15 protein-coding genes are annotated in these 12885 nt (G+C 71.5%); 4 read left to right on the top strand and 11 right to left on the bottom strand.

The window, feature by feature from the left end; translation table 11 throughout:
• Genes prfB through IEX42_RS16930 form a run of 4 tightly spaced genes read right to left on the bottom strand, consistent with a single transcriptional unit; the run spans position 1 to position 3881 of the window.
• The gene (gene prfB, locus IEX42_RS16945) at positions 1-1116 is read right to left on the bottom strand and encodes a peptide chain release factor 2 (protein WP_188781273.1); all 1116 of its coding nucleotides are present in this window, start codon (positions 1114-1116) and stop codon (positions 1-3) included.
• A gap of 21 nt (positions 1117-1137) precedes the next feature.
• Positions 1138-2181: a PQQ-dependent sugar dehydrogenase gene (locus IEX42_RS16940; protein ID WP_188781272.1), complete on the bottom strand. Its 1044-nt coding sequence runs from the start codon at positions 2179-2181 to the stop codon at positions 1138-1140.
• 50 nt (positions 2182-2231) lie between these two features.
• Positions 2232-3041, bottom strand: coding sequence for an HAD-IIA family hydrolase (locus IEX42_RS16935; protein WP_188781271.1), 810 nt, complete (start codon positions 3039-3041; stop codon positions 2232-2234).
• Positions 3042-3059: 18 nt separating this feature from the next.
• A complete protein-coding gene (locus IEX42_RS16930) occupies positions 3060-3881 on the bottom strand; it encodes an alpha/beta fold hydrolase (RefSeq protein ID WP_188781270.1) in 822 nt (273 codons plus the stop codon).
• Between the two features lie 109 nt (positions 3882-3990).
• On the opposite strand from IEX42_RS16930, the gene IEX42_RS16925 reads away from it, so the two are divergent.
• Positions 3991-4275 (top strand): hypothetical protein, encoded by a 285-nt coding sequence (locus tag IEX42_RS16925; RefSeq protein ID WP_188781269.1) that lies wholly within the window; start codon positions 3991-3993, stop codon positions 4273-4275.
• On the opposite strand, the gene IEX42_RS16920 is transcribed toward IEX42_RS16925, so the two are convergent.
• Genes IEX42_RS16920 through IEX42_RS16890 form a run of 7 tightly spaced genes read right to left on the bottom strand, consistent with a single transcriptional unit; the run spans position 4276 to position 8601 of the window.
• Positions 4276-4719 (bottom strand): pilus assembly protein TadG-related protein, encoded by a 444-nt coding sequence (locus tag IEX42_RS16920; protein ID WP_188781268.1) that lies wholly within the window; start codon positions 4717-4719, stop codon positions 4276-4278. It lies immediately after the preceding gene.
• A complete protein-coding gene (locus IEX42_RS16915; protein WP_188781267.1) occupies positions 4716-5192 on the bottom strand; it encodes a hypothetical protein in 477 nt (158 codons plus the stop codon). Before IEX42_RS16915 ends, IEX42_RS16920 begins: the two co-directional genes overlap by 4 nt.
• Positions 5189-5596, bottom strand: a complete 408-nt coding sequence (locus IEX42_RS16910) for a TadE family protein (protein ID WP_188781266.1) — start codon at positions 5594-5596, stop codon at positions 5189-5191. Before IEX42_RS16910 ends, IEX42_RS16915 begins: the two co-directional genes overlap by 4 nt.
• 2 nt (positions 5597-5598) lie before the next feature.
• Complete coding sequence (locus IEX42_RS16905; protein ID WP_188781265.1) at positions 5599-5772, bottom strand: hypothetical protein; 174 nt, start codon at positions 5770-5772, stop codon at positions 5599-5601.
• 29 nt (positions 5773-5801) lie between these two features.
• Positions 5802-6728: a type II secretion system F family protein gene (locus IEX42_RS16900; RefSeq protein ID WP_188781264.1), complete on the bottom strand. Its 927-nt coding sequence runs from the start codon at positions 6726-6728 to the stop codon at positions 5802-5804.
• Positions 6725-7576: a type II secretion system F family protein gene (locus tag IEX42_RS16895; RefSeq protein ID WP_188781263.1), complete on the bottom strand. Its 852-nt coding sequence runs from the start codon at positions 7574-7576 to the stop codon at positions 6725-6727. The genes IEX42_RS16900 and IEX42_RS16895 overlap by 4 nt, the downstream gene beginning before the upstream one ends.
• Positions 7576-8601: a TadA family conjugal transfer-associated ATPase gene (locus IEX42_RS16890; protein ID WP_188781262.1), complete on the bottom strand. Its 1026-nt coding sequence runs from the start codon at positions 8599-8601 to the stop codon at positions 7576-7578. Before IEX42_RS16890 ends, IEX42_RS16895 begins: the two co-directional genes overlap by 1 nt.
• Positions 8602-8648: 47 nt before the next feature.
• Between IEX42_RS16890 and IEX42_RS16885 the strand changes: the two genes are divergently transcribed.
• The 3 genes from IEX42_RS16885 to IEX42_RS16875 all read left to right on the top strand — a co-directional run bounded on the left by IEX42_RS16885 (position 8649) and on the right by IEX42_RS16875 (position 12500).
• A complete protein-coding gene (locus tag IEX42_RS16885) occupies positions 8649-10262 on the top strand; it encodes a recombinase family protein (protein WP_188781261.1) in 1614 nt (537 codons plus the stop codon).
• Positions 10263-11274: 1012 nt separating this feature from the next.
• Positions 11275-12135 carry a hypothetical protein gene (locus tag IEX42_RS16880; protein ID WP_188781260.1) on the top strand — a complete coding sequence of 287 codons (861 nt, stop codon included), beginning with the start codon at positions 11275-11277 and terminating at the stop codon, positions 12133-12135.
• Positions 12132-12500, top strand: coding sequence for a hypothetical protein (locus IEX42_RS16875; RefSeq protein WP_188781259.1), 369 nt, complete (start codon positions 12132-12134; stop codon positions 12498-12500). The genes IEX42_RS16880 and IEX42_RS16875 overlap by 4 nt, the downstream gene beginning before the upstream one ends.
• Positions 12501-12885: the final 385 nt, after the last annotated feature.

Here is a 12885-nt window from a genome sequence, read left to right as displayed (position 1 = left end):
TCAGGCCGGCGCGGCCTCGGCGCCCCGGCGCCAGCGGATGCCGGCCTCGAGGAAGGCGTCGATGTCGCCGTCGAGCACCGACTGCGGGTTGCCCGACTCCAGCTCGGTGCGCAGGTCCTTGACCATCTGGTACGGGTTGAGGACGTAGTTGCGCATCTGGTCGCCCCAGCTGGCCTGGACGTCGCCGCGCAGCTCGTCGAGGTGGGCCTTCTCCTCGGCCTTCTTCAGGGCGAGGAGCTTGGCCTTCAAGATCACCATCGCCGAGGCCTTGTTCTGCAGCTGCGACTTCTCGTTCTGGCAGGAGACGACGGTGCCGGTGGGGATGTGCGTCAGCCGGACCGCCGAGTCCGTGGTGTTGACCGACTGACCGCCGGGGCCCGACGACCGGTAGACGTCGACGCGGACGTCCTCCTCGGGGATGTCGATCTCGTCGGTCTGCTCGAGCACCGGCACAACCTCGACGGCGGCGAAGCTGGTCTGCCGGCGACCCTGGTTGTCGAAGGGGCTGATCCGCACCAGCCGGTGGGTCCCGGCCTCGACGCTCAGCGTGCCGTACGCGTACGGCGCGTGCACGGCGAAGGTGGCCGACTTCAGGCCGGCCTCCTCGGCGTACGAGGTGTCGAAGACCTCGACGGAGTACTTGTTGCGCTCCGCCCAGCGGGTGTACATCCGCATCAGCATCTCCGCGAAGTCGGCGGCGTCGACCCCACCGGCACCCGAGCGGATCGTCACCAGCGCCTCGCGGGCGTCGTACTCGCCGGACAGGAGGGTGCGCACCTCCAGCGACTCCGTCGACTTGTGCAGCCGCTCGAGCTCGGTCGCCGCCTCGGCCAGCGACTCCTCGTCGCCCTCCTCCTGCGCGAGCTCGACGAGCACCTCGAGGTCCTCGATCCGACTGCTCAGCGAGGTGAACCTCTCGAGCTGGCCCTGCAGCATCGAGAGCCGACCGGTCACCTTCTGGGCGTTGGCCTGGTCGTCCCACAGGTCGGGGGCCGCCACCTGCTCACCCAGGTCGGCGATCTCGCGCCGCATCTCCTCGACGTCGAGCACCTTGCCGATGGTGCCCATCGTCGCCGTGAGCTGCTTGATCTCTGATCCGAAGTCGGGGCCTGCCACGATGAGCAACCCTACGCGGGATCAGAACGCCAGCCGGACCACCCGGTCGGCACTGCCGCCGTTGGAGGTGGTGATCCACAGCGCGCCGTCCCACGACTTCTTGACGTTGCGGATCCGCCCGTACGTCCCCTGCAGGAAGCGCACCTTGCGGCCGCGGCGCGCTCCCCCGAGGTCGACCGACCACAGCGCCTGCCCTCGGAGCCCACCGATCCAGGCGCGGCCGCCGAGGCAGGCGACCCCGCTCGGCGAGCACTCGGCGGTCGTCCACTGCGCCAGCGGGTCGGTGTAGCCGCCCTTCCCGTCGGAGCCCTCCGCGTTCGGCCAGCCGTAGTTGCGCCCGCCACGGATCTGGTTGAGCTCGTCGTAGGTGTCCTGGCCGAGCTCGGCGGACCACAGGAGACCGTCAGTGTTCTGTGCCAGGCCCTGGGGGTTGCGGTGTCCCCAGGTCAGGATCCGGTCGTCGCCGGCCCGGCCGACCAGCGGGTTGCTGCCCCAGGCGCGCCCGTCCCGGGTGACCTGCAGGATCTTGCCGCCCAGGGAGCCGAGATTCTGCGAGTACGCCCGGTTGCCCGTCTCACCGCAGCCGACCAGCAGCGAGCCGTACGAGGTGAACAGCAGGCTGCCGCCGTTGTGGATGGTGCCGCGCGGGATGCCGGTGACGACGGGGGTGAAGGTCGTGCCGAGTCGCCCCGCGTCGTACGTCGTCCACACGACGCGGTTGTCGGAGGCCGTCGTGTAGTAGAGGTAGACCCGCTTGTCCTGGGCGTACGTCGGCGACACCGCCAGCCCGAGCAGCCCACCCTCGCCGCCGTGCTGGACCCCGGGCACCGACCCGACCGCCTGCTTCGCGCCGTACGGGAGGATCCGGAAGACCTGGGCGGAGTCGCGCTCGGTGACCAGGGCCGAGTGGTCGGGAAGGAAGTCCAGCCCCCACGGGATGGTCATCCCCGAGGCGAGGGTGGTCTGCGTGGCGATGCCCGCACGCGCCGGCGACTCGACGGCGAGCGCGACGGCTCCGGCAGCGGGCACGGCGAGAGAGGAGCGGAGGAAGGAGCGACGGTCCATGCCTCATCGCACCACGAAGCCCATACCGTGACAAGGACCCCCAAGGCGGGTCAGACCGGGTCGGCCTGCCCGGCGGCGTCGACGAGGTCGGCGATGGAGTCGACGACGTGGGTCGGCCGGTAGGGGAAGGACTCCACCTGGCTCGACCGGGTCGACCCGGACAGGACGAGCACCGTCCGCAGCCCGGCCTCGAGCCCCGAGATGACGTCGGTGTCCATCCGGTCCCCGACCATCACCGCGGACTCCGAGTGCGCCTCGATCCGGTTCAGCGCGCTGCGCATCATCAGGGGGTTGGGCTTGCCGACGTAGTACGGCGTCCGCCCCGTGGCGGCGGTGATCAGCGCGGCCACCGACCCGGTCGCGGGCAGCGAGCCCTGCGGGCTGGGACCGGTCACGTCGGGGTTGGTGGCGATGAAGCGGGCACCGCCCTCGATCAGCCGGATCGCCCGGGTGATCGCCTCGAAGGAGTACGTACGCGTCTCCCCCAGCACGACGTAGTCCGGCTCGCGCTCGGTCATCACGTAGCCGACCTCGTGCAGGGCGGTGGTCAGCCCGGCCTCGCCGACGACGTACGCCGACCCGCCGGGCCGCTGGTCGTGGAGGAACTGCGCGGTGGCCAGGGCCGAGGTCCAGATCAGCTCCTCGGGGACGTCGATCCCACTGGCCAGCAGCCGCGCGCGCAGGTCGCGCGGGGTGTAGATCGAGTTGTTGGTCAGCACGAGGAACGCGGTCCCGGAGGCCTTCAGCGCCTCGATGAAGTCCGAGGCCCCCGGGATCGCGTGCTCCTCGTGGACCAGCACACCGTCCATGTCGGTGAGCCAGGCGGCGACGGGGTGGCCGGTCGGTGATCGGTCGCTCATGCCGCCATCATGACGCGTCTACTTCGCGCAGAACGCGAGCAGCGCCGCGTTGAACTCCTCGGCGTGGGTGGTGTTGCAGCCGTGCGGGGCGCCGGCGATGACGTGGGTCTCGCTGCTCGCGATCGCCGCCGCGGTGCGCTGACCGGACCCCTCGAAGGGGACGATGCCGTCGGAGTCGCCGTGCAGGACCAGCGTCGGCACGGTGATCTTGGGCAGATCGCCGCGGAAGTCGGTCGTACCGAACGCGTCCATGCAGCCCAGCGCGGCGTCCTGGTCGGACCGGTGGCACAGCGCGACCGCGTCCTGGACCTGCTGGTCGGTGGCCTTCAGCTCTTCACCCGCGGTGAAGAAGCCCTCGCAGAACCCCGGGAAGAACTCCTCGCGGCTCGCCTCGAGGCCGCCCCTCATGTCGCCGGCGGCGTCCTGCGTGAGCGGGCCGTCGGGGTTGTCGTCGCTCTGCAGCAGGTACGGCGGCACCGCGCTGGCGAAGACCACGGAGTGCAGCCGGTCCTCACCGTGGTTGCCGACGTAGCGGGCGACCTCGCCGCCGCCCATCGAGAAGCCGACGAGCGTGACGTCGGTGAGGTCGAGGTCGGTGAGGACGGTGTGCAGGTCGGCGGCGAGCGTGTCGTAGTCGTACGGGCCGCCCGCGTCGGAGTCGCCGAAGCCGCGCCGGTCGTAGGTGATCACGCGGAACCCCTCGGCGGTGAGTGCGGCGACCTGGTCCGTCCACGCCTGCCCGGACAGCGGCCAGCCGTGGATGAGCACGACCGGGCGGCCGGCACCGCCGGTGTCCTCGACGTGCACGTTCTGGTTCGGGGCGACGGATACGTCGGTCATCAGCTCTCCTCGAGTCGGCGAAATATCTTGTGCACAAGACAAGTACCCGCAGCGCGTGCGTTCATGCGCCCGCGAGGAGGCTCGGGTGCGCTGGGGCACACTGGGCCGTGTGGGAACTCTGGCCTGGGTCGTCGGGACCGTGATCGTGGTCGTCCTGATCGTGCTCGGACTGCCGTACTTCTCCGACCGGATGACCAAGGGCGGCGGGGGCGCGAGCGCCGGCGGCAACGCGCTGGGGGCGATGGACGCGATCTTCAACCCGGGCGCCGACCGGGCGCGGACCTCGCTGACCCAGGACCAGGAGAAGAAGGGCTCGCAAGCACGTGGCGAGGGTGAGGACCCCGAGGAGCCCGACGAGGACGAGCACCCGCAGCGCCCGGCCGGGGGTCCCTGATCACGGCGCGACCCGGACCTCGGAGGACGCCGACCCGGTGACCCTCGGCGTGCTGACGCCGGGGACGCTCAGCGGCAGGTCCATCGGCGCGGCGAGGCGTACGACGACGACGTCGTCCCGCGCGGTCACGCTCATCCGGAGTCCCGGGTAGCGCCGCTCGGCACCCGAGGCGGCCACGAAGGCGGCGGCGTAGCGGCGCGCGGTCGCCTCGTCGATCTCGGCGACCGCCCCCAGACCACCGGTGTAGACCTCGCGTCCCTGGATGCCGTCCGTGGCCGCCAGCGCCGCGGAGTCGGCCAGGTGGTCCAGGCTCTGCCGTCGCAGGTAGGCCGCCGACGCATCGACCACGACGGCCACCAGCACGGCCAGCACGAGCGCGAAGCCGATGATCAGCGGCGTGACGCTGCCGCCCTCGTCGCCTCTCCTGGTCGAGCGGCCGGTCACGGCCGGTCCTCGCGGAAGGTGCCGTACGGCGAGCGGCTGCTCGCCTCGACCCGGATGCGCGGCGCGTTGCCGCCGAGCGCGTCGGGCACGAGCGGCAGCAGCACCGACGTACGGACATCGGCGAGGACCACCGAGCCGGGCGCCAGGCAGTTGGCGGGATCGGGCCGGCAGGTGAGGGTCAGCCGCATCCGCCCGGACGGCACGTGCTGGTCCTGGAAGGCGAGCGCGGCAGCGGCACGGGCGCGTCCCGGCGCGGCCGCCTCGGTCTCGGAGGTGACGAATGCGCGTCCGGCCGAGCGAGCCGCGGTCGTGGCGGCGTACGAGGCCCGCTGCGTCTGCAGGACCGCGACCACGATGTAGACCAGCGGCACCAGCAGCAGGATCGCCAGCCAGACGAGCTCGACGATCGCGGTGCCGGCCTCGTCGGTACGACGCTCCTGCAGCCGCCGCACGAGGGTGCGTACGGCACTCACGGCACGACCTCCTGCACCGCGTGCCCCTGCACGTCGAGGGAGACGCCCGGGCCCCACAGGCCCAGCGCGGGCACCTTCGCCCTGACCCGGACGGCCATCGTCGCCACCCCGTCGACCCGCGCCCGGTCGGCACTGACGTTGCCGGCGAACCGGTCGGCGATCGCTCCACGGATCCGGCTGCGGGTGCGTACGACGGCATCACCCGGTCCGCGGTCGATGGTGGCGCCGTAGCGCGCGCCCTCCGCGGCGGCGGAGGCCAGCGTGGAGCGGACGTACATCACCAGCGCCACCTGCATGATCCCCAGCACGAGCGGGATCAGCACCAGGCTGACGAGCACGAAGTCGACGACGGCCGCCCCGGACTCCTCGGCGCGGCGGTCGCGACGCCGGGCGCGCTCGGACATCCTCAGCCGGAGACCGACTGCAGCGCCTGCCGCAGCATCGCGCTCAGCTGGCTGCCGGCGATCGCCCAGAGCACGCCCACCAGACCGGCCGTCATCACGGTGATGAGCACCCAGCCGGGCACGTCACCGCTCTCATCGTCGCGCCGGTCCAGCCAGCGCGCCCACATCCACATCATCCTCGTCTCCTTCGTCAGGTCTCTTCGGATCAGCTCACCAACCGCAGGCCGACCAGCCCGGGCCAGAACGCGAACACGACGGTGACCGGGAGAACCAGGAAGACGACGGGGACCATCATCCCGATCTCCTTGCGGCCGCCGGCCTCGATCAGCGCACGTTTGCCGACCTCGCGGACGTCGGCGGCCTGCGCGTGCAGCACCTCCGAGAGCGGGGTGCCGCGCTCGACCGCGATCGCGAGCCCTTCGGCGAACCGGGCGACCGCGGGGACTCCGGTCCGGCTGGCCAGGGCGTCGAAGGCGTGGGTGACGGGGACACCGGTCCGGACGTCGGCGAGCACCCGCCCGAGGTCGGAGGTGAGCGCGCCGCGCGTGCGTCGTACGACGCGGTCGAGGGCGGCGACGGGGCTCTCCCCGGCCGCCACCGAGAGGGCGAGCAGCTCGGCGACGGTCGGGAACTCCTCGAGGATGCGTCGTTCGCGAGCGGCGACCTGCGCGGTCAGGCGGTTCTCGCGGACGAGGACGCCGGTCGCCAGCGCGGCGAGGCAGAAGATCAGCAGCGGTACGGCTCGGTCCGGTGCCCGCAGCGAGATCAGCAGCGACGGCACGGCGGCGAGCGCGAACGCCGACAGCCCCCAGACCACCTGCTGCACCCGGAAGTCGTGGACGGAGAGCTCGAGGTCGGCGCGCTCCAGCCGCCGTCGGATCGACGCCGAGCCACCGAGGACCCGCTCGACGAGGTCCGCCGCGCCGCGCAGGAACGGGCCGAACACGCCGACCAGCGCGGAGGTCTCCGGCGTCGTGGACCGCACCGCACCGAGCTGCGGCAGGTCGCGGAGGTACGGCAGCACCCGCAGGTCGATCGGCGTACGACGCGCCGCCAGCCGTCGCTGCAGGACGAGCACCACCCCGAGCCCGAAGGACCCGCCGAGCAGGGCTCCCCACAGCGCCGGGCTCATCCGAGCACCCGCCGCTCCGCCGGGAGCCGGCCGATCCAGAGCATCAGGCGGTACGCGACCGCGCACGCCACCGCTCCGCCGACCAGGACCACCACCCCGCCCGCCGATGCGTACCGGTGGATCACGTCGCCCTGGAACGACAGGAGCAGCAGGACGAGCCACGGTGCCGCGACCGCGAGCCGAGCGCCGTTGACGGTCGTCGTCTGCCGGGACTCCAGCTCCGAGCGGGTGCGGGCGTCCTCGCGGAGGTACGCCGAGAGGTTGCGCAGCAGCCGGCCCAGGTCTCCCCCGCCGACCTCGCGCGCCACCCGCAGCCCCTCGACGACCCGGTCCCCCACCGGGTCCGCCAGCCGGTCCTTGAGCCGGTCGAGGCTCTCCCCGAAGCGGCCGGTGACCTGGTAGTCCAGCGCGAACCCGTCGAACGACTCGCGGAGCGGCTCGGGTCCGCGTACGGCGAGCGCGGCCAGCCCCTCGGGCAGCGACAGCCCCGCGCGCACCGCGCTGGCCAGGTTGTCGACGGCCTCGGGCCACACCTCGGCGAACTCCCGGCGACGGCGGCGGACCCGGCCGCGCACGATCGCGACCGGGAGGTAGGCACCCATCAGACCGAACGCCACCGCGACGGGCAGCGTCCGTGAGGCGACCTGCACCGCCGCGAGCGCCACGAGCCCGCACATCGCGCACAGCACGACGAAGCTGGCTGCCGAGACCCCGCCCAGCCCGGCGGTCGCGAGCAGCTCGTCGACGCGGCCCCTCGTACGACGTTCCTGCCGGGTGAGCGGTACGACGAACGCCGACCAGATCAGCAGCAGCCCGGTGCCCAGCCCGAGCCCGACGACGACGCCCATCAGCGCACGCGCTCGTCGTGCAGCAGGGCGTGGACGTCGATCCCGGCGCGCTCGAAGCTGTCCAGCCGCCCGGGCATCCCTGCGGTACGGACCAGGCCCTCGGCGCCCCGGACGAACAGCGGCTCGGTCTCGATGATGTCGTGCTCGACCCGGCCGGGGACGGCGACGATCTCGTTGACCCGCCGCACCCCGCGGGTGTCGAGGCCGAGGTGGACGACGATGTCGGTCGAGGCCGCGACGGTGGGGACGACGAACCGTGAGGAGATGTTCTCGCCGGCCAGCAGCGGCAGCGTGCACAGCTTCACCAGGGCCTCGCGGGCGGAGTTCGCGTGGATGGTGGCCATGCCGGGCAGCCCGGAGTTCAGCGCGAGGATCAGGTCGAGCGCCTCGGCCGAGCGCACCTCCCCGACGATCACCCTCGTGGGTCGCATCCGGAGCGCCTCGCGCACGAGGTCGCGCAGGGTCACCTCGCCGGTGCCCTCGAGCCCGGCCTGCCGGCACTGGAGCGGCACCCAGTCGGCGTGGGCGAAGCGGAGCTCCCAGACCTCCTCGGCGGAGACGATGCGGTCGCCGCCCGGGACCGCGGCGGCGAGGCAGTTGAGCATGGTGGTCTTGCCGGCTTGGGTGGCTCCCGCGACCAGGATGTTGAGCCCGGCCAGCACCGCCGCGGACAGGAAGTCCGCCGCCTGCTGGGTCAGGCTGCCCAGGCGTACGAGGTCACCCAGCTGCGCCGCACGGAGCACGAACTTGCGGATGTTGACCGCCGAGAACCCCCGCGAGATCCCCTCCAGCACCACGTGCAACCGGTGCCCGTCGGGCAGCATCGCGTCCACGAACGGCTGGCTGACGTCGATGCGCCGACCCGAGGTCTTCAGCATCCGCTCCACCAGCTCCGCGACCTGGCCACTGGTCAGGATCGTGGAGGTCAGCTCGTGCCGGCCCGCCCGGGCCACGAAGACCCGCGAGGGATCGTTGATCCAGATCTCCTCGCGGGAGTGGACATTGCGCCGAACTTCGGTGAGCAATAGGGCATGGCCCGGCCGACTCCCTCCCCGACCAACGAGGAGGACATATGGACAAGAGCACGACCGGCGAAGAAGTCGACCTCTACCTGCGGCTCAGTGTTGACGCTGAAGGCGCGGATTCGATCGAACGTCAGGAACGGGACCTCCGCGCCTGGGCGGATCGTGAAGGGCTCAGGGTCCGCGAAGTCTGGAGCGACGCGGGTCGATCGGGTTATCGGGACGTCAAACGCGCGGGCTTCGAGAGCGCTCTCGCTGCACTCGCAAATGCAGAGGTCCGAACACTTGCCGTCTGGAAACTCGATCGTCTCTCGCGGCGCGGAGCGGGACAGATCGGCGTAGTCCTCGACGACGTCGAACGCGTCGGCGGTCGCCTCGTGTTTCTCCGCGACGGGCTGGACACGAGCAGCGGCAACGCCTCACGACTCCCGATCGTCACCATGAGCGAGATCTCTCGCGCAGAGAGTGCGAACACGTCACTTCGGGTGAAGAGTCGCAAGCACACGGACCGCCTCGCCGGGCAATACCTCGGCGGTCTTCCGCCGTATGGGTACGCAGTCGACGACGCGCGACACTTCGTGCCGCTGGAGCCTGAGTTCTCGTCTATGCGCGAGGTCGTGTGGCGGGTGCTGGAGGGCGAGTCGCTCATGACGATCTGCCGCGACTTCAACGAGCGCGGCGTCCTGACGCAGCGCGCGAAGAAGCACCTGGCCAAGCGCGACCGGCTCCCCGGGCCGGGTTGCGACTGCGGGACGGATGAGAAGCCATGCAAGGAGAGCCTCTGGCGACCGTCCGCGCTTTCCGCCGCGCTCCGCTCCCCGGGACTCGCCGGCCTCATGCCGGAGAAGACGACCGATGAGCATGGTAGATGGAAGGCCGCAGTAGTCGCCTGGCGGCATCCAGACACGGGCGAGACCGTCTCGCTCATGGCACCGGGCCGCGAGCCCATCGCAAGCGAGGCCGAACAGGCTCGACTCCTTTCCGTCATGGACTCGCGGCTTCGCCAGTACGGGCGGGGCTCGCGCCCCGTACGGCAGCCGAAGAGCCTCCTCGGCGGGCTGTTGGTTTGCGCTTCATGTGGTCGGACCGCGCACACGTTCGGCAACTCGTACCGATGCCGGAAGTGGAAGGCCGACGCGAGCGACTGTGCAGCCCCGCTCAGCGTGTCGGTCGAGGCCGTCGAGGAGGCCGTCGTCCGTGCCTGGGTGGGGCGTCTGGCGCAACTCCACGACGAGCCGGAGTCCCCGCTGCTCGCGGCGGTCGCGGACCGCTGGCTGCAGAAGTTCGACCCGGCTCCGCTGCGCGAGCGCGAGCGGCTTCGGTCCGACCTGGAGGACGTCAAGACGCGTCTCGCGAGTGCGGATGACGACCACTACGTCAAGGCCACGCTCGACATAGAGCGGTACGCACGCGTCTCAGCGCGACTGGAAGAGCAGCGCGCGCGTCTCGTGCTTCGGCTGGCCGAACTACCTCAGCCGGAGGCGGATCTCGGCGCACTCCTCGATCCGGAGTTGTCGCTCCCGGCGTTCACGACCGCAAGCGTTCCGGAGCAGCGCGATCTGCTTCGCCTCGCGATCGAGAGGGTCGAAGTCAGCCGCGCACCGAAGCGAGGGACGCGCTTCGATCCATCGAGTCGGATGCGCGTGTCTTGGGTGGGTGACTGATCGCCTCGACCTTCGCGGGCCCCCGCTGGAGACTTCCTCCGGTGGGGCCCTCTCGTTTCCACTGAGGCGCGCTGAGCAGAGCCAAGCCTCCCGGGCCCGGTCGCTTCCTCTCGGGCGCTCCTGGAGGCGCTCGCGGTCTCGGTCTCGCGGGCCCGACCGTGACGAGAGTGACGGCAGTACCCGTCTTCTCGGTTGATGTTCTAGCGCGGGGAGAGAGGTCTACACGAATCCCGACGGCTGGTGAGTGAGCAGCGAGGGGGTCTCAGGCCGACTCCACCTTCAGTACACGCAACGAAGCGCCTAGCGCGCGACCCGTGTCCGGGACCGTCCCGGCCGGGAATGATGCGAGGAGAGGAGAGCCCGTGAGCAGTACGAGACGAAGGCGCGTGTGCGCGTGGTGTGGGGGTCTCCTCGACCCGGGTGCTCGGTCGGATCGACGGACGTGTTCGCCGCGATGCCGGGTCGCTCTCTCGCGTGACCGCTGCGCGCGCCGCGAGCGCGACTCGCTGGCGACCTTCGAGGACCTGGTCCGCGAGCACGGCACGGCCGAAGAGCGCGCGGCGTACGCGGCGCTCGTCGCCACGGTCCCGGCCTTCCGCGAGACGCACGGCACGATCCTCGCGAGCCTGGAGCCCGCAACCTGACGAGATCCGTGCTCCCTTACACGGATCGTGACGCTGGAGCGCCTGGACCGTGACGGGAGTGTCGCTAGTGACCCTCTTCTCGATTGATGTTCTTGCGCGGGGAGAGAGGTCTACACGGATCCCGACGCTCTCCCCGTCCCCCTGATCTTCCGCGAGATCGAGAGTCCTCGCGGTGAGCACGGACCGGCCTGGTTCCCCGGTCCGCGTCGTCGAGGCATCCCGCCCCGGTTCACCCGCCACGCGCGGGCCTGGACCGGGGCGGGCACCGCCCGCGACCCCGCCCCTGAACCTCCCGCGCGACCACTGAACCCGGCCGCACGGCCCCGGCTCTCAACCTGACAGCGACACCGACGACGAAAGACTTCCCGATGCTCTCGTTCCTGCATACCGACGACTACGAAGACCTCGCGGTCGGCCTGGCCGACCCCGCCCACGACGTCCCGGCGATCCTCTACGGCCCGGCCTGGCGCGAGGCGATCTCCTTTGACGACGACTTCGGCGTCTTCCGGAAGGCGCGCGGCTTCCCGAAGCCGGTCCGGCTCGCGCGCTACCTGGAGCCGCTCCTCAGTGGCCGCGTCGCACACGACGGACGCCCGCGCGGCAACGACTCCGCGCGCTCGGCCGGATGGTGGGCTCGCTCTGAGGCCTCGGAGCCCTGGGCTCCGGTCTCGCTCGGACAGGTTGTGACGGCACTCTCGGAGGTCGCGGACGCACTCCTCGTCGAGGCGCAACGCCTGGCGCGCGAGTCGAACGCGACTGTCCTCGCGATCCGCGCCGAAGAGCCACCGCTACGCCACCACCGGACCCGACTACAGCAGGCGGAGGAGGAGCAGATCCGGCGCGGCGCGGTGAAAGCGTCCGCCTCGTCGCTCTCCGGGCTCCTCGCGGGCGGACCGTCCCGGTTCGGGGAGACCGCGCGCGTGCTGCGCGAGGACCCCGACCGGTTCGGTCTGCCGTCGACCGCGCTGGTCGAGCACGTCGGCGCATGGTTCGCGCAGACCGCTCGCGCGGAGGGCTGGGGCTCTGGCCCGCGCGGACGAGTGAAGTCCTCCGACGTCTGGCTCGCCTACCGCGACACTCCTCGCGCGTTGCCACAGCCGGACTTCTTCCGACTCCTGGAGGACTCGATCGGTCCCCGGATCCGCGATCGCGAATACGCGGTCCCGTCGTGGATCCACGACGAAGCGACAACCACCACCGACCCGCACGAGGAGAGGAAGAGCGCATGATCGTTCACGGCGACCGACACACCCTGAGCGCGGACGACGTCGCGGAGGTCCTCGACCGCGAGGCGCACACCGCGACCCGCGACCTCGACGGCGAAGACCTCCGGCTCACGCTCGGCTACTTCGTCCACGAGACGGCACACACCGCGACCAAAGCGGACCGCCGCGCGGCCGGAGCACGGCTCGCGCTCGCGGCGGAGCGGATCGAGCGAGACTCGCGTTTCGCGCGGACCGTCTCAGATGCTCTCGCCCGGCGCGTCCGAGCGGAGTCGCCGGCTCCGGCTCCGGCACCTACCGCTCGACTCCCCCGGCGTGCGGAGCCGCTGCCGGACAACGTCGTCGCGGTCGACTTCGCCCGCGCGGTCTAGCGGCTCCGCCGCATCTGGCTCGCGTCGAGTCGAGCGCGCCCGCCTGCGCGGCTGTCCGACCCCCGATCGGCAGGACCCGGCCTGGAGACCTTCCTATCCACATGGCCGGGCCCTGCCAACCCGCCCCGGCGTACGGCCTGGGGGCCGACGCACGGCGCGGCGGTCGCGGGCTGCACGCGACCCGCCTGGAGTCGCTCTCGACCTCGCGGCGCAGCCGCGTAGGCGGCGCGGGTGAGCCGCGCACCCTTTCCAGCTGATATCTGATCTCCCGCTCGTCCCGGTCCTGCTTCCGGAATCGAGCGGGGCTGACTGCCTGGTCGAGCACCTCGGATTCAGGTCCGGACGCGTGGCTCCCGGCGGTCTCCCCCTGGCCGGGCACTGCCCT

It is taken from the genome of Marmoricola endophyticus, assembly GCF_014644415.1.
Lineage (GTDB): Bacteria > Actinomycetota > Actinomycetes > Propionibacteriales > Nocardioidaceae > Marmoricola > Marmoricola endophyticus.
The sequence above is the reverse complement of the archived record's forward strand: the minus strand, read 5'-3'. Positions and strand labels throughout refer to the sequence as shown.